Source organism: Collinsella sp. CLA-SR-H006 (assembly GCF_040097075.1).
Classification (GTDB): Bacteria; Actinomycetota; Coriobacteriia; order Coriobacteriales; family Coriobacteriaceae; genus Collinsella.
The window spans coordinates 81378-105195 of the sequence record NZ_JBBNPD010000009.1; the positions used below are offsets into that span (position 1 = coordinate 81378).

The 23818-nt window shown below is 59.6% G+C and carries 19 protein-coding genes; 10 read left to right on the forward strand and 9 right to left on the reverse strand.

The window, feature by feature from the left end; translation table 11 throughout:
- Nucleotides 1-9 precede the first annotated feature (9 nt).
- The 3 genes from AAA069_RS06500 to AAA069_RS06510 all read right to left on the reverse strand — a co-directional run bounded on the left by AAA069_RS06500 (nucleotide 10) and on the right by AAA069_RS06510 (nucleotide 3615).
- Nucleotides 10-1536: an FAD-binding protein gene (locus AAA069_RS06500; RefSeq protein ID WP_349127877.1), complete on the reverse strand. Its 1527-nt coding sequence runs from the start codon at nucleotides 1534-1536 to the stop codon at nucleotides 10-12.
- A 321-nt stretch (nucleotides 1537-1857) separates the two neighbouring features.
- A complete protein-coding gene (locus AAA069_RS06505; protein WP_006235553.1) occupies nucleotides 1858-2862 on the reverse strand; it encodes a GGGtGRT protein in 1005 nt (334 codons plus the stop codon).
- 18 nt (nucleotides 2863-2880) lie between these two features.
- Complete coding sequence (locus AAA069_RS06510) at nucleotides 2881-3615, reverse strand: hypothetical protein (protein WP_117816822.1); 735 nt, start codon at nucleotides 3613-3615, stop codon at nucleotides 2881-2883.
- 403 nt (nucleotides 3616-4018) lie between these two features.
- Here AAA069_RS06510 and AAA069_RS06515 point away from each other — a divergent pair, with 403 nt between their 5' ends.
- On the forward strand, nucleotides 4019-4828 hold the full coding sequence (locus AAA069_RS06515) for a transposase (RefSeq protein WP_196032570.1): 810 nt from the start codon (nucleotides 4019-4021) through the stop codon (nucleotides 4826-4828).
- A 78-nt stretch (nucleotides 4829-4906) separates the two neighbouring features.
- Here AAA069_RS06515 and sufU read toward each other — a convergent pair whose 3' ends face one another.
- Genes sufU through sufC form a run of 5 tightly spaced genes read right to left on the reverse strand, consistent with a single transcriptional unit; the run spans nucleotide 4907 to nucleotide 10152 of the window.
- Nucleotides 4907-5341: a Fe-S cluster assembly sulfur transfer protein SufU gene (gene sufU / locus AAA069_RS06520; protein ID WP_055286548.1), complete on the reverse strand. Its 435-nt coding sequence runs from the start codon at nucleotides 5339-5341 to the stop codon at nucleotides 4907-4909.
- The gene (locus AAA069_RS06525; protein WP_230318691.1) at nucleotides 5334-6659 is read right to left on the reverse strand and encodes a SufS family cysteine desulfurase; all 1326 of its coding nucleotides are present in this window, start codon (nucleotides 6657-6659) and stop codon (nucleotides 5334-5336) included. The genes sufU and AAA069_RS06525 overlap by 8 nt, the downstream gene beginning before the upstream one ends.
- Complete coding sequence (locus AAA069_RS06530) at nucleotides 6656-7927, reverse strand: SufD family Fe-S cluster assembly protein (protein ID WP_343000587.1); 1272 nt, start codon at nucleotides 7925-7927, stop codon at nucleotides 6656-6658. Before AAA069_RS06530 ends, AAA069_RS06525 begins: the two co-directional genes overlap by 4 nt.
- Nucleotides 7927-9339, reverse strand: a complete 1413-nt coding sequence (gene sufB, locus AAA069_RS06535; protein WP_022094821.1) for a Fe-S cluster assembly protein SufB — start codon at nucleotides 9337-9339, stop codon at nucleotides 7927-7929. The genes AAA069_RS06530 and sufB overlap by 1 nt, the downstream gene beginning before the upstream one ends.
- Nucleotides 9340-9351: 12 nt before the next feature.
- Entirely contained in the window at nucleotides 9352-10152 is an 801-nt protein-coding gene (sufC, locus tag AAA069_RS06540; protein WP_349127878.1) for a Fe-S cluster assembly ATPase SufC, read from the reverse strand.
- A gap of 219 nt (nucleotides 10153-10371) precedes the next feature.
- Between sufC and AAA069_RS06545 the strand changes: the two genes are divergently transcribed.
- The 3 genes from AAA069_RS06545 (at nucleotide 10372) to AAA069_RS06555 (ending at nucleotide 14756) form a co-directional block, all read left to right on the forward strand.
- On the forward strand, nucleotides 10372-10803 hold the full coding sequence (locus tag AAA069_RS06545) for an Rrf2 family transcriptional regulator (protein WP_055310594.1): 432 nt from the start codon (nucleotides 10372-10374) through the stop codon (nucleotides 10801-10803).
- A 139-nt stretch (nucleotides 10804-10942) separates the two neighbouring features.
- Entirely contained in the window at nucleotides 10943-12757 is a 1815-nt protein-coding gene (locus AAA069_RS06550) for a hypothetical protein (protein ID WP_117746664.1), read from the forward strand.
- 202 nt (nucleotides 12758-12959) lie between these two features.
- Nucleotides 12960-14756 carry an AAA family ATPase gene (locus AAA069_RS06555; protein WP_349127879.1) on the forward strand — a complete coding sequence of 599 codons (1797 nt, stop codon included), beginning with the start codon at nucleotides 12960-12962 and terminating at the stop codon, nucleotides 14754-14756.
- Between the two features lie 24 nt (nucleotides 14757-14780).
- On the opposite strand, the gene AAA069_RS06560 is transcribed toward AAA069_RS06555, so the two are convergent.
- Entirely contained in the window at nucleotides 14781-15800 is a 1020-nt protein-coding gene (locus tag AAA069_RS06560; protein WP_349127880.1) for a glycosyltransferase, read from the reverse strand.
- Nucleotides 15801-16056: 256 nt separating this feature from the next.
- Here AAA069_RS06560 and AAA069_RS06565 point away from each other — a divergent pair, with 256 nt between their 5' ends.
- From AAA069_RS06565 to AAA069_RS06590, 6 genes are all read left to right on the forward strand, one after another.
- Complete coding sequence (locus AAA069_RS06565) at nucleotides 16057-17160, forward strand: glycosyltransferase (RefSeq protein ID WP_349127881.1); 1104 nt, start codon at nucleotides 16057-16059, stop codon at nucleotides 17158-17160.
- Between the two features lie 6 nt (nucleotides 17161-17166).
- On the forward strand, nucleotides 17167-18207 hold the full coding sequence (locus AAA069_RS06570) for a glycosyltransferase family 2 protein (RefSeq protein ID WP_349127882.1): 1041 nt from the start codon (nucleotides 17167-17169) through the stop codon (nucleotides 18205-18207).
- Nucleotides 18208-18281: 74 nt separating this feature from the next.
- Nucleotides 18282-19400, forward strand: coding sequence for a glycosyltransferase family 2 protein (locus AAA069_RS06575; protein WP_349127883.1), 1119 nt, complete (start codon nucleotides 18282-18284; stop codon nucleotides 19398-19400).
- A gap of 12 nt (nucleotides 19401-19412) precedes the next feature.
- Nucleotides 19413-20480, forward strand: a complete 1068-nt coding sequence (locus tag AAA069_RS06580) for a glycosyltransferase (RefSeq protein WP_349127884.1) — start codon at nucleotides 19413-19415, stop codon at nucleotides 20478-20480.
- On the forward strand, nucleotides 20481-22967 hold the full coding sequence (locus AAA069_RS06585) for a glycosyltransferase family 2 protein (protein ID WP_349127885.1): 2487 nt from the start codon (nucleotides 20481-20483) through the stop codon (nucleotides 22965-22967).
- Nucleotides 22968-23348: 381 nt separating this feature from the next.
- Nucleotides 23349-23630, forward strand: a complete 282-nt coding sequence (locus AAA069_RS06590; protein WP_349127886.1) for a hypothetical protein — start codon at nucleotides 23349-23351, stop codon at nucleotides 23628-23630.
- Nucleotides 23631-23818 lie beyond the last annotated feature (188 nt).

The window sequence follows — 23818 nt, forward strand, 5'->3', positions numbered from 1 at the left end:
GTGCTCAGCTTAGTCTGCTCGATAGTGCGATCCGAGACTTTCTGTTCGCTTACGCATGGCTTTGACCATTTCCTGTGCTAGTTGAATCTGCGATTGCAAGCGGGCGAGGGCTGCGACTTCGCTGTCCTGGGCTTTCTGTGTGCTCAAGGTCGTTGCCTCCGTCTTCAAGCCCTCAAGCTCGTGTAGTGCCTCGGATAGGCCGGTCTCGGTGCGGTTGATCATGCAATGGGTACTCATCGTGTGCTTAAGGCTGCGTGTCAGGCGTTCGGCATCTGTTGTGCCAATGCCGTACTGGGGGAGGGCGATATCCTCCTTCAGGGTTGCCTCAGGCTCTTTCTGCGCTGCAAGGGCTGCCGATGCGCCCGCGATGCGTCCGAACACGATGCCGTTGGCGCTTGACAAGCCACCAATGCGGTCGGCGCCGTGCATGCCGCCTGTCGCCTCGCCGCAAGCGTAGAGGCCCTCAACGCCCGTATACGCGGTATTGTTGATTTTGATACCGCCGTTGGCGGCGTGGGCATACATCGCCACGCGCATCTCGTCGGTCGGCGCGATGCCGTGCTCGTCTTGCAGCCAGGTGGCAAAGGTCTGCACAAACTCAGGGACTTCCTCGCGGGGGAAGTCGTAGTGGACCGCCAGGCCTTCGGCGCCTGCTTGATCGATGGCAAGATCGATTGCACGTGAATTCAGGCGCGAAGTGAAGGGACCATATCCAGAGCGCTGCTCGAGCAGGTCGTCCAGCTTGTCGTCGGCAATATCTACCGGCTGGTCTACATGCACGTAGCGCCAGGTCTTCTCGTTAAAGACAAGGTTGCGCTTGGGCTCGATGAAGCCGGGCATCATCTGCATGAACTCTATATTAGTAAGTGTTGCGCCGTGCGCGAGTGTGATGGCCTGCGAGGAGCTGAGCACATCAGCCGACGTAAGGCTGCGCTCGAACAGGCCGCCTGTGCCACCGGCTGCGATGATCGTGGCCTTGGCAGCAAAGGGCACGATTCGATTTTCGGTGAGGTCGTAGAGCACGGTTCCGGTGATTCTGCCGTTCGTGTCCTCAATAAGGTCGATAAGCTCATGGCGGGGGAGCAGGCGAATGCCGAGCGACTCGATCTGGGTCGTCAGAGCGTCCTCAAGGGGCTTGCGGGTGAGGCCGCGCCACATGCGCGTTTTGTGGTCAAAGCAGGGGATAAATTGCTTTTGCTGGGCGCTCTCGGCGCTTTGTGGACGCTGGAGCTCAACGCCCAGGTCTTGCTCGAGCCATTCAATTGCTTGGGGAATGCCGTGGACAAACGTCTGGACAAGCTCGGGGTCGGCGACGCCGCCACCAACGGTCTGAATGGTGTCGATGAGGTCCTGTTCATCGTCTTCGTTAACGGGTCCGATAAGCCCCAGGCCCCAGGTTCCGGGGAAGAAGCTCGATCCACTCATAGTCTTGCCGGCGCTTGCCACAGTGACGGTTGCACCCGTGCGTGCCGCTTCGATGGCGGCGCAAAGGCCCGCAATGCCAGATCCAATTACCAGTACATCAGTCGATTCCATCGGATTCCTTTCTCGTCCGGCGCATTGTCGCACGGGTGATCGGCAATGGTACCGCAAAGACTCGGCAAATCGGTAAAGGGCAAATATGGCGGGTGGGCGTCAGGTGGACTCGGCCACTTCGGTCGGCCCATTTGATAAGTTGCGGTGGAATACGGACTGTTTGGGCCTGTATGGATGCAATTCAGTCCGTATTTCACCGCAACTGATACATCGGACCTTCTAATAAGAGTAACCAATTTGAGACGGGGCAAACAAAAAGAGCCGCTACCCGGGTGGGTAGCGGCTCCAAAGCTCAACTATCTGAGCATCGCGCGGGCGCGATTAGGCCTTGAGGGCCTCTTCGACGGCGACAGCGCAGGCGACGGTGGCACCGACCATGGGGTTGTTGCCCATGCCGATGAGACCCATCATGTCGACGTGCGCAGGCACGGAGGAAGAACCGGCGAACTGGGCGTCGGAGTGCATGCGGCCCATGGTGTCGGTCATGCCGTAAGAGGCAGGGCCGGCGCCCATGTTGTCCGGGTGCAGGGTACGGCCAGTGCCGCCACCAGAAGCGACGGAGAAGTACTTCTTGCCAGCCTCGAGGCGCTCCTTCTTGTAGGTGCCAGCGACGGGGTGCTGGAAGCGCGTGGGGTTGGTGGAGTTACCGGTGATCGAGATGTCGACGTTCTCGTGCCACATGATGGCAACGCCCTCGCGGACGTCGTCGGCGCCGTAGCAGTTGACGGCGGCGCGGGGACCATCGGAGTAGGGGATGGTCTCGACGACCTTGAGCTCGCCCGTGAAGTAGTCGAACTGGGTCTTCACGTAGGTGAAGCCGTTGATGCGGGCGATGATCTGAGCAGCGTCCTTGCCCAGACCGTTGAGGATGACGCGCAGCGGCTTCTTGCGAGCCTTGTTGGCGTTCAGAGCCAGGCCGATAGCACCCTCAGCGGCAGCGAAGGACTCGTGACCGGCCAGGAAGGCGAAGCACTCGGTGTCGTCGGAGAGCAGCATAGCGCCCAGGTTGCCGTGGCCCAGACCGACCTTGCGGTCCTCGGCGACGGAGCCGGGAACGGTGAAGGCCTGGATGCCCTCGCCGATGATGGCGGCAGCCTCAGAAGCGGACTTGGCGCCACGCTTGACAGCGAGAGCGCAACCGAGGGTGTAGGCCCACTCGGCGTTCTGGAAGGCGATGGACTGGGTGTTGTTGACGATCTCACGCGGGTTGAAGCCCTTGTCGGTGCAGATCTGCAGAGCTTCCTCGAGGGAGGCGATGCCGTTGTCGGCGAGGCACTTGTTGATCTTGTCAGCGCGGCGCTCGTAACCTTCGAACGTAACAGTCATAGTTATTTCCCTCCCTTTCTACTCGTGAACCGGGAACACGCTGGCGACGGAGTGAGTCTCCTCGTCGGTGCGCGGGTCGATGTACTTGGCAGCGTTCTCCCACTGACCATAGTGGCCCATAGCGCCAGCGATGGCCTCCTCGGGGGTCTTGCCGGCCTTGACGGCGTCGGTGAACTTACCGAGGTTCAGGAACTCGAACGCGATGATCTCGTTCTTGTCGTTGAGAGCCATGCGGGTGACGTAGCCCTGAGCGAGCTCGAGGTAACGGGCGCCCTTGGCCTTGGTGCCGAACATGGTGCCGACCTGGGAGCGAAGGCCCTTGCCGAGGTCGTCGAGGGAGGCGCCCACGGGCAGGCCGCCCTCGGAGAACGCGGTCTGGCTGCGGCCGTAAACGATCTGCAGGAAGATCTCGCGCATAGCAACGTTGATGGCGTCGCAGACGAGGTCGGTGTTGAGGGCCTCGAGGATGGTCTTACCGGGAAGGATCTCGGAAGCCATGGCGGCAGAGTGGGTCATGCCCGAGCAGCCGATGGTCTCAACGAGGGCCTCCTCGATGATGCCGTCCTTGACGTTCAGCGTGAGCTTGCAGGCGCCCTGCTGAGGTGCGCACCAACCCACACCGTGCGTAAGACCGGAGATGTCGGTAATCTCCTTAGCCTGGACCCACTTGCCCTCCTCGGGGATGGGTGCGGGGCCGTGGTATGCACCCTTGGCAACGGGGCACATGTTCTCCACTTCCTGTGAGTACTGCATGCCTCTCCTCTCTATCGTGTTGGCGTCCCGTCTGGGGGTCGTGGCTGGCGATTGCCGGGCGACCCTTCGAAAGGGACATGACATGCAGCCCCTATAATACCGCGAAATGCACGGAATATTCGGCGAACGGCTCAGTTTTCGTAGCGAGAAGTCCGGAAGTTTTAATTGAAACGGTTTAACTCTATGTTCTGTGGTCGCGAACTTCCGTAGAGGGGGTCCGTCTTGGGCAAGCTATTGGTCAGCTCTTGTAAGCATTGCGGGGGTTGACCTGTTGCAACGGTGCCGTTCGCCGCCTGATTTCTGCCTTTGGCCGCGCGAGTGTATTGTTTTGCGTGAATGTTTTGATGGCACGCTTCAATCGTGCTGTATTGGATGGCAAGCAGATCCCGGCGAAGGGAGCGCCATGCAGCGCGTTTGGAGAACGGTTACCGGCTTTTACCATGTCTGTGCCCGCGGTACGGGCAGGCAGCTCATCTTTGAGGGCGATGAAGACCGGTGGGAGTTTTTGGAGCTGATGCGCGAGTGCTGCTGCGAGGAGGGTGTGACGGTTATCGCCTGGTGCCTTATGGGCAATCACGTGCATTTGGTGCTTACAGATTACGAGGACAGGATGAGCGCGGCGATGCACCGGTTGCTTTTGACGTACGCGCGGCGGTTCAATAAACGCACGGGGCGCACAGGGCATCTGTTCCAGAACCGTTTTGACCGGCGCTCGCTCGATACCGACTGGCAGGTGATGGAGGCTATTCGCTCCGTACACGCCGATCCGCAGGAGGCGGGCATCGGTCTCATTGAGCGTTATCCCTGGAGCAGCTTTGCGGAACATCTACGCTCTTACGACTGTGATGCGGCCGATGCCGCGAGGGGATTTTCTGATCCTTCTTGCGTGCTTGAACTTTTTGGTTCTGCCGAGGGCTTTATTGCCTATTCGCTTTCGACGCCCGACGGCAGCGAGCCGGCGCTGTGCGATATGAAAGATACAGAGTGGGAACGCCACGCCTTTGCCGACAAGTTGGCGAAGAGCCTCGGGGTTCCGCTCAATGGGGTTAAAACTGAACCGCCGGCGCAGCGCGATACCGTTATTGTTGGATTGAACAATGCCGGCTTTACGGTGCGCCAGATTGAGCGGTATACCGGGATTGGCAAAAGTACCGTCTCTCGTATCGTGCGCGCTTATGCTCAGGTGGACGCGCAGGTCGAGGGATCGAAATAAAGGCAGAAAAGAAAAATGGCCGAACCGCTCTTAGTCAAGCGATTCGGCCAACGAAATTCTTAAGATTTGGGATAAATACTACTGATTATTTTGCCCCTCGAGCATGCCGTCGAGGGTGCGCCAGGCGAGCTCGGCGCATTTGACGCGGGCGGGCATGTGCGAGATGTCCTGGAGCTGGGCGGCCTCGTCCAGGTCTTCCAGGTCCTCCTCGGAGAGCTGCTCGCCGCGGATCATGGCGAGGAAGAGCTCTGCCAGGCGGTGAGCTTCCTCGACGGTCTCGCCGGTGATGAGGTCGGCCATGATGTCGGCACTGGCCTGACTGATGGCGCAGCCGTGGCCGGTAAAGGAGGCCTCCTCGATCACGCCGTTCTCGACGCGCAGCTGCAAGGTGAGCTCGTCGCCGCAGCTGGGGTTGATGCCGTCGTGCTCGTGCGTGGGAGCATCCATCTCGTACTTATAGTCGGGGTGCGAGTTGTGCTCCATAAATGTGGTGGAGGTGTACAGATTACCCATTGAACGTGCTCCAAACGTGATGTAGGCCGGCGATGAACTTGTCGATGTCGGCCTTGTCGTTGTAGAAGGCCACGCTGGCGCGGCAGCAGGCGAGGTTCTCGACGCCCAGCCAGGTGAGCAGCGGCTGTGCACAGTGGTGGCCGGCGCGAATGCAGACGCCGTCCATGTCCATGATGCTCGCGACGTCGTGCGGGTGGATGCCCTTGACGTTAAAGCTCACAACGCCGTGGTGGTTGTCCCAATAGATGGAGCCGATGATCTGGACAAAGTCGAGCTGCATGAGCTCGCCCATCAGGTAGTGGACGAGTGCCTGCTCGCGGGCCTGGATGTTCTCGTAACCCACCGTGTTGACCAGGTAATCAAGGGCGGCGCCCGTGGCGAAGATGCCGGCGGCGTCCTGCGTGCCGGCCTCGAACTTCTCGGGGACGGGCGCCCAGACGGCTTCCTGCTCGGTGACAGAGTCGATCATTTCGCCGCCGGTGAGCATGGGCGGCATGGCGTTGAGCAGGTCCATCTTGCCCCACAGCACGCCGATGCCCATGGGGCCCATGGCCTTGTGCGCGCTAAAGGCAAAGAAATCGGCGCCCAGATCGGCCACATCGACCGGCATGTGCGGCAGCGACTGCGCGCCGTCGACGACCAGATAGCCGCCGTACTTGTGCACGAGCTTGCCGAGATTCTTGACCGGGTTCTCGACGCCCAGCACGTTAGACACCTGACCCACGGCCAAGATTTTGGTCTTGGGGCCCACCTTGGACAGAACCTCCTCGGTGGTGAGTTGACCGGTCTTGGTGGGGTAGAGGTAGACGAGCTTGGCGCCGGTCTCGCGGCAGACCTGCTGCCACGGAATCAGGTTGGAGTGGTGCTCCATGATGGTGATGACGACCTCGTCACCGGGCTCGAGCACCGTGGGTGCAAAGCTCTTGGCGACCAGGTTGAGCGACTCGCTCGTGTTGCGGGTGAAGACGACCTCGTTGGCCTGTGAGGCGCCGATGAGGTCGGCGATCTGCTGGCGGACCTTCGCGATGGCGTCGGTTGCCTCGACGGACAGCGAGTACAGGCCGCGCAGGGGGTTGGCGTTCATGCGCTGATAGAAGTCGCGCTCGGCGTCGAGCACACAGGCAGGGCGCTGCGCGGTGGCGGCGCTATCGAGGAAGGCGATCTCGGGGTGCTGCTGGAAGAGCGGGAACTGCGCCTTGTAGGGGTTGGTCTCGATGTCTACGGTGGGCCAGCCGCGCGAAGCCTCGTCGCTGGCGTCGAGCTCCATGGGCTCGGGGGCAGTGCAGGTATCGCATTTAACGTGCTCGGTGTCGATCATGCGAGCTCCTCTTCAAAGTTGTCGATCAGGTTGTTGCCCAAGCGGACGACGGCGGCGCGGGTGCGCTCGTCGGTCGCGGAAAGCGCGGCGTCCTCCAGCTTGGCGCGGATGAACAGGTCCTCGGCGGCATTTTGGTCAAGGCCGCGGCAGGCGAGATAGAACAGCTGCTCGTCGCGGACGTGGCCGATGGTGGCTCCGTGGTTGCCGGCGACGTCGTCCTCGTCGCAGAGAATGACGGGGACGGTCTTGTTGTCGACGCCCTTGTTGGCCAAAAGCACCGTCTCGCGCTCGGTGCCGGTTGCACCCTTGCAACCGTGCACGAGGTCGATGGTGCCGCGGTAGACCTTCTTGGACGTGCCGGTCAGCACGCCGTTGGCGTCGATCTCGCACTCGGTCTTGCGACCGCGGTGGCGCAGCTCGTAGTTAAAGTCGCGCACCTGCTCGCGGGCGCCCAGGTAGTCAGTATCGATGGTGACCTTGGCGGTATCGCCCAGCAGGTCGCCGGCAAGGCCGGTGGCGCTGGCGCCGGCACCCAGGACGGTGTGCTGCACGTTGACGCGCGCGCCCTCGTCCAGGAACAGGCCGGTGTCGTCGAGCGCGATCCAGCTATCGTCGAGCGTCTGCGTGCAGGTCACGTTGACGGTGGCGTACTCATGGGCGCACACGCGTAGCACGGATCCCACGACGCCTTGGCCGGCAACGGGGGAGTCCAGGGCAATAAGCAGATCGAACGTCGACTGGGGACGGGCGACGACGTCGATGGCGGCGATGGCCGCGGCTGCATCGACACCGCTCACGCGCACGGTAACCGTGGCGTGCTTGTATGCGGGCACATCGATGACGATGCGCTTGGTGGCGTGCTCGGCCAAGTAGGCGTAGGCAGCCTCGCCCATGCCGGTCTCGAAGGCTTCAGCAGGGGAGAGCTCCTCCTCGAGCTTGATGGCACCGGCCTGGTAGACAGAGGTGGCGGGCACGTCAAGCTCGGTCTCGGGCGTGATGCGGGCGCGGTCGGCGGCGTCGCCGGGGGCGGAGGCGCGCCGCTCGGGGAAGCGCTCGGCCATGGCGTCCATGGCGGCGTCGAACGCGTCTGCCACGCCAGCAAACTGCTCGTCCAAGCCCTCAACCTCAATGGTCTCGGCGGGAGCGGCAGCAAGCTCGTCAGAGAGCTCGAGCTTGGTCTGATTCATCTTCAGCCAGCCCCATGTGGCAGCCGGCATCGCATTGACCTGCTCAAGGGTGGTAGCAGCGGTGTTCGTGGTCTGATTCATTATCCGATCGCTCCTTCCATCTCGAGCTTGATCAGGTTGTTCATCTCGACGGCGTACTCCAGCGGCAACTCCTTGGAGACCGGGTTGGCAAAGCCGTTGACGATCATGGTGCGGGCCTCTTCCTCCGAGATGCCGCGGCTCATCAGGTAGAACACCTTGTCGTCGCCGATGCGGCCGATGGTGGCCTCGTGGCCGATGTCGACGTTCTTGGCGCGGATGTCCATGGCGGGGATAGTGTCGGAGCGGCTCTGGTCGTCGAGCATCAGTGACTGGCAGCTCACGGTTGCCTTGGAGCCCTCGGCCTTGGGCGTGGCCACGATGGAGCTGCGGAACGTCTGGATGCCGCCGCTCTTGGAGATGCCCTTGGTCTCGACCGTTGCCGAGGTCTCGGGCGCGTTGAGCACGACCTTGCAGCCGGTGTCGAGGTTCTGACCGGCGCCGGCAAAGGTGATGCCGGTAAAGCTCGAGCGGGCGCGGCGGCCATTGAGCACGCTCATGGGGTAGAGGTAGCCCACGTGGCTGCCGAAGGAGCCACTGATCCACTCGATGTCGCCGTCCTCGTCCACGCGCGCACGCTTGGTGTTGAGGTTGTACATGTTCTTGGACCAGTTTTCGATGGTCGAGTAGCGCAGGTGCGCACGCTTGCCCACAAAGAGTTCGACGGCGCCGGCGTGGAGGTTGGCCACGTTGTACTTGGGCGCGGAGCAGCCCTCGATAAAGTGCAGGTCGGCGTCGTCTTCGACAATGATGAGCGTGTGCTCAAACTGGCCGGCGCCCTTGGCGTTGAGGCGGAAGTAGCTCTGCAGCGGAAAATCGAGCTTGGTGCCCTTGGGCACGTAGACAAAAGAGCCGCCCGACCACACGGCGCCGTGCAGGGCCGCAAACTTGTGGTCGGTGGGCGGGATGAGCGTCATAAACTTCTCGTGGATGAGCGGCTCCCACTGCGGATCGTGCAGGGCCTCCTCGATGCCGGAGTAGACGATGCCCATCTTGGACGCCGTGTCCTGCATGTTGTGGTAGACCAGCTCGGAGTCGTACTGCGCGCCAACGCCCGCCAGGTAGCTGCGCTCGGCCTCGGGGATGCCCAGGCGCTCAAAGGTGTTCTTGATGTCGTCGGGCACCGACTCCCAGTCGTGCTTTTGGTCGGTGTTGGGCTTGACGTAGGTGACGATGTTGTCCATGTCCAGGCCCTCGATGGAGGGACCCCACGTCGGGTCGGGGAAGCGGTTGAAGATCTCGAGGGACTTGAGGCGCAGGTCGAGCATCCACTGCGGCTCGTCCTTCTTGGCGCTGATCTCGCGCACGATGTCGGGCGTGATGCCGGCGTCGAGGCGCTCGAATCCCTCCTCGCCATAGGTGAAGTCGTAGAGGCTGCGGTCGATGTCCGCGACCTCGGTGCGGTTCTTGGTCATTGCGTTGCCCCTTTACGCCTGCTGCTCGGCAGCGGCGGCCTCGGCCTGGGCGCGCTGCTCGGCGGCCTCGCGCTCGAAGGTCTCAAAGCCGTTCTTGTCGATCCAGGGGATCAGCGAGGCGTCGTCCTCGCGCACGATGTGGCCCTTGACCATAACGTGGACGCGGTCGACATCCAGGTGCTCCAGGATGCGCGTGTTGTGCGTGATGATGAGCATGGAGCCGTCGCAGCTCTTGCGGTAGGCGTCCATGCCATGGCTGACGGTGGAAAGGGCGTCGACGTCCAGGCCGGAGTCGGTTTCGTCCAGGATGGCGAGCTTGGGCTGCAACAGCAAAAGCTGGAGCATCTCGACCTTCTTCTTCTCGCCGCCCGAGAAGCCCACGCCCAGCTCGCGGTTGAGATAGGCGGTATCCATGTTGAGCTCGGCCGCGAGCTCCTTCACGCGGCGGCGGAACTCCTTACCCTTCATCTCCAGGCCGGGGCGGCCGGCGATGCTGGCGCGCAAAAAGCTCGACAGCGGCACGCCCGGAATCTCGACCGGGGCCTGGAAGCTCAGGAACAGGCCGGCGCGCGAGCGCTTGTCGGTGGTGAGCTCGGTGATGTCCTGGCCATCAAAGACGATGCGGCCGTCGTTGACCGTGTAGATGGGGTCGCCCATGACCAGGTGGCCGAGGGTGGACTTGCCGGCGCCGTTGGGTCCCATCAGCACGTGGGTCTCGCCGGCGGCGACGTTGAGGTTGACGTTGTGGAGGATGGTCTTCTCGTCCACGGAGGCGGTCAGACCTTCGATGGAAAGCAGCGGATTTGCGCTCATGCTGTCCCTCTCTGTATATGGTGTACTCATAGGTGTACTAAACCCTAGGAATCTTCTCGGAATAAAGTTACTATGGGTTCGGCGTTAGTCAAGGGAAAACCCGACTAATCCACTCGACTTTTTAGATGAGGGACATAAAACCAGGTTTGTTTGCCCCGCGTGCATAGGATTTGGGACAAACAAGCCTGGTTTTGTCCCAGTAACGATGGGAGGGTAGGTATGCTCATTTCTTCTAAGGGCCGCTATGCCCTCCGGCTGATGATCTATATCGCGGCGCTGGGCGACGCCGAGGGCAAGATTGCCTTGCGCGAGGTTGCCGACCGTGAGCATATCTCACAAAAGTATTTGGAGCAGCTGGTTCGTCCGCTTATGAAGGCGGGCCTGCTTAAGAGCGTGCGCGGCAAGGGCGGCGGCTACATGATGGCCAAGGATCCAGCCGAGGTGCGTGCCGGCGACATCCTGCGCGCCGTCGAGGGCAGCACGGCGCCCGTGGCGTGCGACGGCATCGACAACAGCTGCACCCGCAGCGATTTGTGCTCGACCGTCAAGTTCTGGCGCGGCCTGGACGACGTGATCGAAAAGTACGTCGACGGCGTGACGTTGGCCGACCTGGCCGCCGTCCCCGAAATCAACTTTGACATTAAGCTGTAGGTTGAGCGCAATTCCTTAAGATTTCGCGGAGGGTTGTTGCCGTTTACCGAGGGGTTGTTGTGTAACAACGGGCGAGCTGCAATACTTATTTTTATCTTTGCAAACTGAACTTTAACTACACCAATGCAGGGAGGATTTTATGCAGCCCAAGCATTCCGCGATTGTCGCGGGCCTGACGCTGGCGCTTTCGTTTGGCGCCGTTTCCGCGCCGGCACCCGCCGCCGCCGAGGAGCCCACGCCGGGCGTTGCCTCGGATGCCACCGATATCGACAAAGGTCTCTACACCCAGCAGTCCTTCTCGGGCGTGCTGAGGTCGGTCCAGGGCGTTTCGTTTGTCAACGTGACTCCCGAGATGAAGTACTTTACCAAGTACGAGAGCCATGGCAACTATAACCAGGGCTTTTCGTATGGTGACGGCTACAACGCGCTGGGCTATTACCAGTTCGACCGTCGTTGGTCGCTCATTCCGTTTATGAAGCAGGTCTACAACTACGATTCTGCCAAGTACGGCATGCTCAAGGATGCGATTGATCGCGGCAGCGAGATTTCCAACGCGAGCAATGCCATGTACGAGAACGGCCAGCTTACCGAGCTGGGCCGTATTGCACAGGAGGCCTTCCAGGGTGCTTATAACACCGATCCTGCTGAGTTTTCGGCTCTGCAGGATGCGTATGCGTACAACTCGTACTATGCGGTGACCGAGGCGTGGCTCAAGAGCGGCCTGGGTATTGATATTTCGGGCCGCGCCGATTGCGTCAAGGGCATGGTGTGGAGCATTACCAACATGTGCGGCACTGGTGGCTGCAGGGACTTTTTCCGCTGGGCGAATCTTTCCAACGATATGTCCGACCGCGAGTTTGTGACGGCGCTCTCCAATAGTGTGGTCAACAATGTCGCCACTAAGTTTTCGAGTCAGCCCCAGTATCATGAGGGCTGGAAGAATCGTTATAAGAATGAGCTGAAGGACTGCTTGGTTTTTATCGCCGAGGATGAGGCTGCCGCTGCGACGCCCGTGCAGCCCGAGCCTACGCCGGCGCCCTCGCCGACACCTGATTCGAATGACGACTCGAGTGACGATGCCAACGATGATAGGATGGATGCGCCCTCGACCGATGCTGACGGTAATGGCTCTGCTGGTGGCACTACCAACGACGGCTCTACCTCGAACGGCTCCGATTCGAACGGCTCTGCTGCGGGCGATTCGTCTTCAAGCTCTGCCGGCAATACGGGCAGCGACGCTTCTGGTTCGACCGACGCTGACACCTCTAACTCATCTACCGGCTCGAGTGATTCGTCCATTGACACTGGCTCTAACAACGGCTCTGGCTCTGACGCAACCCCTGATTCCGATGCTTCCAAGGACGACTCGAATAAGGCGCCGGACGCTCCCGTTGCTTCGCCGGATAAGAAGCCCTCTTTCTCCGTGCAGCTTGGTTCTACGCTGGGCTCTTCGCTGATGGCTGGCGTCAATAATGGCTCGACTCAGAACAAGGACAACTCTGATCAGGTTTCCACGGAAAAGACCGAGGCCGCAAAGGGCGACTCCAAGGATGAGGCTTCCGAGAAGACCGAATCTGATAAGGGTTCTAGCTCTGAGGAGAAGGACGACAAGTCCACTCAGAAGAAGGACGAGGGTAAGAAGTCTGAATCTGAGGGGAAGGACAAAAACAAGGACAAGACCGAGGACGGAAAGCAGCAGGGCGAGGACAGCAGTAAGGGCAACACCGACAAACAGAACCAGGAGCAAAATGACTCCAAGACGGTGACCACTACAACCACCACTACAACGACTAAGACTTCGGGCGGTAATATGCCCAAGACGGGCGACCTTATCGTTATGGCGAGCCTTGCCAGCGCGAGCTTGGCCACACTGGGCGCTACGTCTATCGTAAGTGGTAAGCATAAGCTCGATCAGCAGAAGAAGGCTTCTGGGGAGGACGACTCGGGGGAGTAGGCTCTCAGTTGCCAGATAACTAAATAGTCGGGACGGGGTCCGGTGCGAATGTATCGGGCCCCGTTTTGTTGTGCAACGATTAATTGTGCCCCCTCATACCTCTTGTTACTACCGTTGCCCGATATGTTTGCGCGGCGACATCGGTACATGCGATGCGGTCATTACAATTGGCATCGTGCTGCGATTTAGGGGGAACGTTTTGGTGTCTGAACAGGCAAATAATGGTTGTGCTGCCGGCTTTGGCGTGCGTTTGATCGGCTGTGCCGACGATGCGGTTTTGCCCATTGGCATGCACGACTATGCGGAGGCTCTTGGTTGCTGCACGCTGGTCGACAAGACCATGTTTATTGCCGATGTGTTGGACTGCGACGCGTCCGCTGTGGTGTGCTGTCGACCCGTGGGTTTTGGCAAGAGCATGAACTTGTCGATGCTCAGGGCTTTTCTGGAGCGTCCAGCGGTCGGTCGCGCTGGTCAGCGTTTGTTTGCCGATGCTCAGATTTGGGATGCAGACGGCGGGCGCTATCGGGATGAGTACGCTTGCTATCCGGTGATATCGCTGGACTTTTCTGGCGCTGCGAGGCGTGGCGCCGCTATTGCCGGCGTCGTGCGCGATGCCCTTTCGGGCGAGTGCGCCCGTCTGCTGGCGCTTTTGGAGGCTCCGGATTTAGCTCGAGACAAGGTGCGTCACATCGAACGCGTTGCGCGTGGCGTGGCGAGCGAGGACGAGGTCACCTCGGTGCTTGGCGTGCTCATTGAGCTGCTGGAGATGGCCTGCGATGAGCAGGTTGTATTGCTCGTTGATGGGTACGATGCGGCGTGGTCTCGCCGTGCGAGCGCGAGGGACGCTTCCGACGCCGATCCGGCAGGGCTATTCGATCGCGTGCTGTTCGACGCCATTGCCACTGCGCGCGATTCGTTGCGGCTGACGTGTCTGATGGGGGAGTGCCCCGGTCCTGCCGAAGCGGCGCTTTCTTCGCGCGGCTGCTCGTATTGTCTGACGACGCCGCTGTCGGCGTGGTGTGACCGTTGGTTCGGCTTTTCGGATGCCGAGGTCCAGGCTCTGTTGAGTCATGCTGGACGCGAGGAATGCCTGGATGATGCGCGTGAATGGCTCGAGGGATATCGGTTTGGTAGGGCCTATTGCTCGAGTCCAGCGCGTGTGATCGGTTTTCTGGACCGAGGTTGCACGGCGCCTGTGCGCGCCGATCTGTATGGGTATGCGGATTGCCTGAGTAGGGTAGTTGCCGGGTGGAATCTCGACCGCCTTTCGGTCTTGTTTGATTTGCTCGAGGCCCATGGGTGTGCTGAGGTCCCGCTTTGTTTGGGCACTGCAGAGCCAGATGTCTCGCCTGACGATGGCATGTGGACAGCGCTGTATCTGTCCGGTTTTCTCACGACGGATATGACTGAGGAGCCAGAGCATGGCGATCGGCTCCGTGCTTTGCGATTGCCCAATAACGAGCTTCGCCAGGCCTTGCGTCTAGTGATTGTTGAGTGGTTTGAGTGCGCTGCCGAAGACATTCGAGACGTCGATGCGTTTCGCGACGGGCTGTGCCGTGGGAACGAGGATACCGTGAGGCGGGCGCTAAGTCGCATCCTGGGGGATGCGGGAATCGGTGAGATCGACCCGGATACGCCGCTGCCATATCATCTGCTCTTGCAGGGGCTCTGCTTTGGCTTGCCGGGCTATGCCAATCCTGCCTCGAGGCGAAAGTGTGGCGCGAGTCGCTGGGACATCCAGGTTTTCCCTACGGGCACTGTGCTCGACGTAGCAGACACGATTGGCATGCTGGACGAGCGCCCGCTTATAACGATCAATATGATGTATGACCCCGATGTGGATGCGCTGGGGTTGGAATTGCTGGCCGTGCAGTCGCTACTCGACATAGAGCGCGACGGCATCGACGATATCCGTGTGCCGCGCCCCGGCGTGGGTCGCATGCGCTGGGGGTTCGGTTTTGATGGGCGGCGCGTGACGGCGGTGTGCCAGCGGCTTTAAGCGCCGAGGTGTTTCCGGCTTCCGTTACTCGGTGTTCTTCATAGGCGGCATGGGCTTCCAGTTAGGATCCTTGACGATCTTGCGGGCGTCCTTCATGCCACGGCGCAGCGCCGGAATACCGGTCTTAAAGCACTTGTCAACGGCGGCCAGGCGAATGAACTCCTTGCAGAAGGTCGCGGCGTTGCCCAGACGGAACAGCATGGGGTGATAGTCGCCATAGATCTGCATGTAGCGGGCCAGATAACCGCGGTTGCGCATGATGTAGTAGCGGTTGGTGTCGCTCGTGGAGTTGAGCTGGCGCTTGCCGGCGATATCCCAGTTGGAGACGGCGCGGGCGCGCTTGAGCACCACGTCGGCGACCACGGCGGCGGGGAAGTGTTGGCTGGCTACGTAGCCGTAGCAGGCATCGTCGCCGTAGATAAAGAAGCGCGCATCGGGCAGGCCGATCTTGTCGACTACGCGGCGTGAGAACATGCCGCCCTCAAAGCACAGCTGGTTCATGGCGCGGTAGCCCTCGGGGCCCAAGTCCCACTTGGCGACAGGGTTGGGGATGCCGAGCGAGAGGATGAGCTGGTACTGCCAAAAGAAGGCGCCGCCGTCAAAGTCCAGGCGCGAACCCTGGATGACATCGTAGCGGTCGGTCCACTTGGCAAGACGCTCGATACCTTCGGGGATGACGAGCACGTCGTCGTCCATGACCCAGAACCACTGGGCGCCCAGGTCGTAGGCGCATTTGGTGCCGGCGGAGAAGCCACCCGCACCGCCGCCGTTTTCGAGCTGCGGGGCGTAGATGACACGGTCGGTGTTACCCTGTGAATCGGGCTGATCGGTGTCGATGCCCCATAGGTTGGCCAGGCGCTCGTTGAATGCGGTGCACATGGCCTCGGTCTCGCGCGAATTCTCGTTATCGACAATCACGATGCGCCAGGGCGTTGCCGTGAGCTCGGTCATGGAGTCGAACAAGTTGGCCAGGAGTTCCTGACGCTTGTACGTAACGACGACGATGGCGAGCTTATCGATGGGAGCGGGAAGGGTTGAAGGCATGGGGCAATATATCCTTTCACGCGCGGCGGGCGAGCGCTGCACGGAAGCTATCGAATACGTCCTTGGGACTGTCCTATTGTAAAGGCTCGGCGCACCTTAGCGGCAAGCTTTGAATAAAACGCAGGAACCTGCCATGGGCCCGCCGCATGACGTGGGGCTGCTTTGCCCGCAAGAGGCTCCATAGATTATATAAACGCCTGCTGGCGCGCTGACCCTTTGATACCATGAAACGACAGGTATTTCCTAAGGAGCACATTTGTCTACTAACGCCTCTGGCAGCCCTGTTCTGTCGCTGCTTATTCCCATTTACAATGTTCAGCGCTACCTGCGCGAGTGCCTCGATTCCGCCCTGGCGCAGACGCTCAAGGATATTGAGATCATCTGCATTAACGACGGGTCGACCGACAACTCGCCGGCGATTATCCGCGAGTATATGGAGCGCGATGGGCGCGTCAAGATGATCGACAAGGCCAACAGCGGCTACGGCGACTCGATGAACCACGGCCTGGAGATGGCGCGTGGCAAGTACGTTGGCATCTTGGAGTCCGATGACTTTATGGCGCCCGACGCACTCGAAAAGCTTGTCTCGGCCGCCGATAGCAATAATGCCGACTTTGCGAAGGCGAACTTTGATTTCTACTGGTCTAAGCCCGAGGAGCGCCGTTCGCTGCACGAGATGTTTAAGGCCAAGGACTGCGACAAGCCGGTGCACCCGAGCGACACGACGCAGTTCTTTAAGCAAAAGCCGTCGATTTGGTCGGCCGTGTACCGTCGCGATTTTCTTGAGCGCAACGGCATCAAGTTCTTGCCGACTCCAGGGGCATCCTTTCAGGACACGTCATTCGCCTTTAAGGTTATCGCGTGTGCCGATAAGGCTGTTTACCTGCATGATGCCGTGTTGTCGTATCGCCAGGACAACGAGAATTCCTCGGTCAATTCTTCGGCTAAGGTCTTTTGCGTCAATACCGAGTATGCCGAGATTGAGCGTTGGATTCGAGAGGATTATGCCCGCGGCCACGCAAGCGGCGATGTCGCGCGCATGCTCAAGTTCAATCAGCTCATTAAGTACGATTCGTACATGTGGAACTACGTGCGCCTGGCGCCTAAGTTCTATAAGGAGTTCCTGGTTCAGATGACCAAGGAGTTCCAAGCGGCCTTGGACGCGGGGGAGTTTTCGCTTGACGACCTCAAGCCGTGGAAGCGCGCAAATCTCGCTGCCATCCTCAAAGATCCTGAGGGCTGGGTTGACGAGCATCCGAGTTTTGCGACGGATGGTGCCTTGGGGCGTGCTAAGTATTACGCCTCGGTTGGAGGCCCAGGCGTGGTTGCTGCCTTCCTCATCGAATCGCTGAGGGGGTAGGTCGGCATGGGAGAGGCCTCGTGTCCTAAAGCTACCATTGTCGTCCCCGTTTACAACTCTGCGCGCTCGATTCAGCGATGCCTCGATTCGCTGTTGGCCCAGTCCGAGCGCTCGATTCAGGTTGTCTGCGTCAACGACGGTTCGACTGATGATTCGTTGAACGCGTTGCGCCAGATCGCGCAGGCCGACGATCGTGTACTGGTGATTGACCAGGAAAACGCGGGCGTCTCGTGTGCTCGAAATGCCGGTATCGATGCTGCCGAGGGCGAGACCGTCTTTTTTGTGGACGCCGACGATTACATCGATGCCCAGACGGTCGAGCGCGTGCTGCATGCCATGGAGTCTGCGGATGCCGAGGCCGCCGTTTTTGGCGGCGTCTGTGAACCTGCCGATGCTGCCCCCAAACGCGTCCAGCAACTCATGAGCCCCAAAGCTGGCACCTTCGGCGCCCGTGATCCCCAACTGCTGTTCCATTCGAATGCGCAGCCCTATGCCTGCCGTGCGGCTTTTTCGCGCGAGCTGCTCAATCGCGAAGGCATTCGCTTCGCCCCCGGTCTGGCTTTGGGCGAGGACGTCGTCTTCCAATTTGCGGCTTATGCGCTTGCCCACAAGACCGTCGTCATGCCGGACAAGTTCTACCACTACGTGATGGAGAGTGAATCGGCGACGCACGAGTTCAACAGTGCCGAGGCTCGCGCCAAAAAGCTTGACGCCCACATGAGGATGCTCGAGGAGGTCTTGGAGGACTGGGCGGCCTACGGTCTTTTGGACCTGTGCCCCGGCGAGCTGATAACTTGGTTTTTGGACCTAATTGTGTTCGACCTGGCGCGCTTGGATGCCGATGACTTCCATCACGTGGCGGCTCGCGTCAACATGGACCTCACGACGTTTTTGGGAACGGAGTGGGCGGATATGCCTGCTAAGGGCGCCGTTCGCCGTGTTGCCCACAAGCTCGTTGCGGCGACCTCGGGCGTTTCGATGGCAGATGCCACGCTGTTCTATCTTTCGACTCGCGGTCTCAAAGCCTGCCTGGAGCGCTTTATATAATTCCAAGCGTTGCCGCCCGCCGCAACCCGGCTGCTAAAATAACCCTGTTACACGCTATTCAACAGGAGGTTCTCTTGCAGAACTCTGATACCCCTAAAGTTTCGCTGCTTGTTCCCATTTGCAATGTCGAACGCTACCTGCGCGAGTGCCTCGATTCTGCCGTGACTCAGACGCTCAAGGACATCGAGATCATCTGCATCAATGACGGTTCCACCGATAGCTCGCCGGATATCATTCGCGAGTACATGGAGCGCGACCCCCGTGTAAAGATGATCGACAAAGCCAACAGCGGCTACGGTGACTCGATGAACCGCGGCCTGGAGATGGCGCGCGGCGAGTACGTGGGCATCCTTGAGTCCGACGACTTTATGTTTGAGGATTCGCTCCAAAAGCTGGTCGCCAAGGCCGATGCTGAGCATGCCGATGTGGTGAAGGGCGACTTTTACCTGTATTGGTCCACGCCCAGCGAGCGCCGTGAGCTGTTTGGGATCATCGACGAGCATATGACGGGCGCCGCGTATCGCCCTGTCGATCGCCCGGGCATCTTCTACCGCAAACCTTCCATTTGGTCGGCTATCTATCGGCGCGAGTTCCTCAACGACAATCAGATTCGGTTCCTTCCCACGCCGGGTGCCTCGTATCAGGACGCAGGCTTTAACTTTAAGGTTTGGGCTTGCGCCGAGCGCGCCGCGTTTATTGCGGACCCCATTTTGTGCTATCGCCAGGATAACGAGAAGAGCTCCGTTAATTCGCCCAACAAGGTGTTTTGCGTGTGCGACGAATATGCCGAGATGCAACGTTTTTTGGACGAGCGTCCTGAGCTCAAGGCTCAGCTCCAGGGCATTTTAATGCGCATGAAGGTCGATACGTACCGCTGGAATGATGAGCGTCTGGTCGATGAGTTGCGCGAGCAGTTTTGGAAGAAAGCCTCGTCCGAGCTCAAGGCCGATTGGGATGCCGGTCGCTTTGACCTGTCGCTGTTTGATCCGCGTGGCGAGACCGACTTGCGCCTGATGGTCAAGTCGCCCCGCGCCTATATCGATTCGCGCTTTGACTTTAAGAAGCCGGGCAAGCTCAATACGTTTAAACACTACTTTAAGATCGGCGGCCTGCCGCTGGTTTGGCGCGTGCTGACGTATCAGCGCGCCTACGGCGATAACCCGCATCCCGACGACGTGCCGGCGGCGCAGTAGGAGCACGTGATTATGGCTACCCCTAAGATTTCCGTTGTCGTTCCCATCTACAAGGTGGAGGAGTGTCTGGCCTGGTGCCTGGACTCCTTGCTTGCGCAGGATATGCCCGATTGGGAAGGCGTGCTGGTCAACGACGGCTCGCCGGATGGTTCGCGCGATATTGCGGCCGCTTATTGCGAAAAGGACGCGCGTTTTACGCTGGTCGATAAGCCGAACGGCGGCCTGTCGAGCGCCCGCAATGCGGGCATCGCTGCGTCCACGGCGCCTATCGTTGCATTTTTGGATTCAGACGACCGTTTTACGCCCGATGCATGCCGCGTGATCGTCGATGCCTTTGAGCGCGAGGGCTGCGACGTGTTGACCTTTGGTGCGAATCCGTATCCGCTGGAGGCGGGATATCCGTGGCTTAACTATGTGCTGAGCCCGCGCGATGTGTCGTTTGAAGGCTATAGCTCCGACCTGCTGTTTAAGGAAGCTTCTCGCCCCTTTGCATGGCGCACTGCCTGCAAGCGTGAGTTTTTGCTGGGCAACGGGATCGTGTTCGACGAAACCGTTAAGTATGGCGAGGACCAGGTCTTCGATTTTGCCGTGTACGGTCGTTCGCACAAGACCGCGCTTATCTCGAGCAAGCTGTATGACTACCGCGTGGCGCGCAAGGGTTCGCTCATGGATACCATGCGCTATGACGACGAGACGCGTCTGCTGGAGCATGTGAAGATTTACTCCGCTGTGCTGGCTGACTGGCAGCGCGACGGTCTCGATGTCCAGTATGCCGATGACCTGGCGTACTTCCTATGCGACCTGGTGCTGTACGATGCGCTCAGGTTGCTGGGTTCGGATTGCGGCAAGGTGTTTGCTGCCGTTGCCACGGCACTTGCCGGTTCTGCCGTGGGCAGCGATGCTGCGCTCGCACAATGCGCTCCTTCTGTTGCTGCCATGGTGCGTGCGGCGCTTACCAGCAAGGCCCCCAATGCCCGTGGGTGCAAAAAGCTCATGTTCGATTACGACGTCTTGAGGTTTGGGCGCCTGGGTGCCTACAAACGCATGGCAGCGAACGCCCTGGGAAAGCGAGAAGTGTAGATGAGTATCAAGCGTTTGGCACTTTGCCGCAGTCAGGGCCGTCTTTTTGTGCTGCTTCGTTTTGCCGGTCAGGATGTCGCCGCGCTTATTGAGCGGGAGGGTTCTCAAGCGTTTGCCCGCGCGACGACGAGCGGTTCTTGTGTGCCGTCGCTGGTGCTCCCGGTCGATCATGACCGTGTGCTGGCGCTTTGCCCTTCCGTTTCCGATTACGAGCGCGAGCTCGCCGTCCTGGTGCTTCCGTTTTTGGATGGCTCGTCGATGGATGTCGTCTTTGCATCCGGTGGTCAAAGGTTGGGCTCCATTCGCCTCGATAGCCGCGTGGCCAAGCTGGAATCCAAGATTAACTACAAAGCAAAGGCTGCGATGTGCGCGCTCGTTCGCGATGCACAGCGCGGCGAGTGCTGCGGTCGCTATGAGATCGATGCCGTTCGTTATTTACCGGCAGACGCCGGCGCGGTGTGGCGCTATGAGGTTACGTGGGTGGGAGACCCCCAGTGCGCACCTGAGCTCCAGGTCTTCGATACGCATATGAACGCCATCGATGCCACCATGCATGTGTTTGAATCGCAGGTCGATGTACCGCAGTGCAACGGATGCCGCGTCAATAAAACGTATCTGAGCGTTGAGATGCCTCGGGATATACGAGATTTTGTCTCGATTGTGAGCGATCCTACGGAGCAGATCCAGAGCGGGTTTTGCGCCATGGATGGTCGCCTGTACAACGGCATGGTCGACGACAGCTGGAACCGCATGAAGGATGCACGCGCTGACGACGCAGCTTATCGACGTTGGTTTGAGCAGCATCGCGCAAAGCCGGGCGATCTGGCGTGCCAGCGTGTCGCTTCGGCGGCCTTTGCCTATAGGCCGCTCGTGAGCATTGTGGTGCCGTGCTACAAGACTGATCGGGTCTACCTGCACGAGCTACTGGACTCGGTGCTAGCCCAGAGCTATGACAACTGGGAATTGCTCCTTATGGATGCCTCACCTGAATGGGATGCGGTTGCCGACCTTGCGGCAGGCACCCACGACGAGCGCGTTCGTCGCATTGGGCTGCCCGGCAACGGCGGCATTGTGGTCAACACCAACGCAGGTATTGAGCAAGCGATGGGCGACTACATCGCGTTCTTGGACCACGATGACATCTTGGAACCGGACGCGTTGTTCCACTATGTTGCCGCGCTGAACAAGGCTGCCGAGGACGAGCGTCCCCAGGTCCTGTTCTGCGACGAGGACATGTTCCAGAAAACGGGGGAGTGGGGCCAGCCGGTCTTTAAGACCAAGCTCAACGTCGACCTGCTCTATAGCCATAACTGCGTGACGCATTTCCTGATGGTGCAGAAGGCGCTTATTGATCGCATTGGCATGTCGCCGGAAGACGTCGCGGGCGCCCAAGATTACGACCTGACGCTCCGCTGCCTTGCGGCGGGCGCGCGGTTTGAACATGTTGCGCACGTACTGTATCACTGGCGCGTGCATCCGGGATCGACCGCCGATGGCTCTGCCGATAGCAAGCCGTATGCTATTGAAGCCGGTCGTCTTGCGCTGCAGCGCCACTTTAACGCGCTGGGTATTTGCGGAACGGTTGAGGATACCGAGACGCCGTTTGTCTACCGCATGCACTATGCGCTGCCGAAGCCTGCGCCGCTGGTGAGCATTGTGATTCCGACCAAGGATCACATTGAGACGCTCGACGCCTGCGTGATGTCGATTGCCCAGAAGGCAACGTATACCAATTACGAGATCGTTTTGGTGGAGAACAACAGCGAAGACCCGGAGACGTTTGCGTATTACGAAACCCTGCCAGAGCGCGTGGCTGCGGCATCCGAAGGCAGGGGCATCGCGCGCGTTGTGTACTGGCCGGGCGAGTTCAATTACTCCCAGATCATTAACTTTGGCGTGGAGCATGCCAAGGGCGACTATCTGCTGCTGCTCAACAACGATACCGAGGTCATAAGCCCCGACTTTATCGAAGAGATGATGGGTTATCTGCAGCGTCCCGATGCGGGCGTGGTGGGCGCCAAACTCTACTTTGCCGATCATCTGGTGCAGCATGCCGGCATTTTGGTTGGCGTGCGTGGCGCACTTGCCCATGCCAACCAGGACTTCTCGGCAAAGCGCGAGGGCTATCTTGCCCGCGCTGTGCGCCCGGGCAACTTTAGCGCCGTAACGGGTGCCTGCCAGATGGTGCGACGCGACGTATTTGAGCGCGTCGGCGGCTACAACGAGGAATTCGCCGTTGGCTTTAACGACGCAGACTTTTGCCTGCGCGTATGGGAGGCGGGCTACCGCACCATCTTTACGCCCTATGCCGAGCTGTACCACTACGAGTTCACCTCGCGCGGCAGGGAAGAGGCCAACGAGGAAAAGCTGCGCCGCTGGAAGCGCGAGCAGGCGCTGTTCATGCAGCGCTGGCCGGAGTTCTTCTTGACGGGCGATCCGTGGTTGGGGCCGAACTTATCCGCTGAAAGCGAGTATTTCTCGGTCTAAGGCAATGGTTTTTAGGAAGTCCTTAACTTTCTTTCGCTATGAGCTTGGAAGAAAGCAACGTTGGACTACTTATTAAGACAAATTACGAAAGATCGATACTTTCGCGATAAGTTTATACACGCTTATACAGTTCGATATTATTCGATATAGTCCGCGATAATAACTTAAACGATGATTGACCATTAATCGATTCCCTAGAAAGGCAAACAAGTGAAGGTAGCGCTCTCTATGGGCGATAGCTTTGTCGCGACTGTTTTGACCATAGAGGACAATCTTCTGTCGAGAGCCGCTAAGGCCACTAAGGGGTATGTCTATCTGGTGCAACTGGTCGGTTATTCCATTTGGTAGCGCGCCAACTTGCATCGTGCCAAAAGTGCCATTGTGAGCGAGCGCGATGTTGCCGAAGGCATTGCGCTGGCAGAGGCTCGTTTTCACGATGTTGTTCACGAGCCCGTGATTTCTGGACTGGGGCCTAACGATATCAAATACCTTTTGGCGATGTGCGAGGACAAACGACAGTCCAAATCATCCGAGATTGCTAGGCGCATGGGTAAAAAGACCAATGAGGTCAGCTCCATTAGGGCAAAATTGCTACAAAGAGAGGTTATTCAGGCGCCACAGAGGGGCTACGTGCAGTTTGCCGTGCCGGACCTAGATATCTAGCTGCGAGAGAATGCCGACGAAATTCTCGAACGGTTCTAGGTCGAGTTGTTATTAGGTTTTGATTGGCTCTGTTAGACCAGGATTGACATTCTGCCCAGCCATCTTCTTTCAATTGCAAAATAATCGCCCCCTTGCCGGGTTTGAATCCGGCAAGGGGGCGATGTGCTCAGGATCGCCGGAGGCCCAGC

Bases quoted from the DNA above. Each gene is read 5' to 3' on its own strand.
- AAA069_RS06525 (WP_230318691.1), bottom strand. From the start codon at position 6,659: ATGATCGACACCGAGCACGTTAAATGCGATACCTGCACTGCCCCCGAG.
- AAA069_RS06545 (WP_055310594.1), top strand. From the start codon at position 10,372: ATGCTCATTTCTTCTAAGGGCCGCTATGCCCTCCGGCTGATGATCTAT.
- sufB (WP_022094821.1), bottom strand. From the start codon at position 9,339: ATGACCAAGAACCGCACCGAGGTCGCGGACATCGACCGCAGCCTCTAC.
- AAA069_RS06530 (WP_343000587.1), bottom strand. From the start codon at position 7,927: ATGAATCAGACCACGAACACCGCTGCTACCACCCTTGAGCAGGTCAAT.
- AAA069_RS06510 (WP_117816822.1), bottom strand. From the start codon at position 3,615: ATGCAGTACTCACAGGAAGTGGAGAACATGTGCCCCGTTGCCAAGGGT.
- AAA069_RS06580 (WP_349127884.1), top strand. From the start codon at position 19,413: ATGGCTACCCCTAAGATTTCCGTTGTCGTTCCCATCTACAAGGTGGAG.
- AAA069_RS06550 (WP_117746664.1), top strand. From the start codon at position 10,943: ATGCAGCCCAAGCATTCCGCGATTGTCGCGGGCCTGACGCTGGCGCTT.
- AAA069_RS06560 (WP_349127880.1), bottom strand. From the start codon at position 15,800: ATGCCTTCAACCCTTCCCGCTCCCATCGATAAGCTCGCCATCGTCGTC.
- sufC (WP_349127878.1), bottom strand. From the start codon at position 10,152: ATGAGCGCAAATCCGCTGCTTTCCATCGAAGGTCTGACCGCCTCCGTG.
- AAA069_RS06515 (WP_196032570.1), top strand. From the start codon at position 4,019: ATGCAGCGCGTTTGGAGAACGGTTACCGGCTTTTACCATGTCTGTGCC.
- sufU (WP_055286548.1), bottom strand. From the start codon at position 5,341: ATGGGTAATCTGTACACCTCCACCACATTTATGGAGCACAACTCGCAC.
- AAA069_RS06500 (WP_349127877.1), bottom strand. From the start codon at position 1,536: ATGGAATCGACTGATGTACTGGTAATTGGATCTGGCATTGCGGGCCTT.
- AAA069_RS06505 (WP_006235553.1), bottom strand. From the start codon at position 2,862: ATGACTGTTACGTTCGAAGGTTACGAGCGCCGCGCTGACAAGATCAAC.
- AAA069_RS06585 (WP_349127885.1), top strand. From the start codon at position 20,481: ATGAGTATCAAGCGTTTGGCACTTTGCCGCAGTCAGGGCCGTCTTTTT.
- AAA069_RS06570 (WP_349127882.1), top strand. From the start codon at position 17,167: ATGGGAGAGGCCTCGTGTCCTAAAGCTACCATTGTCGTCCCCGTTTAC.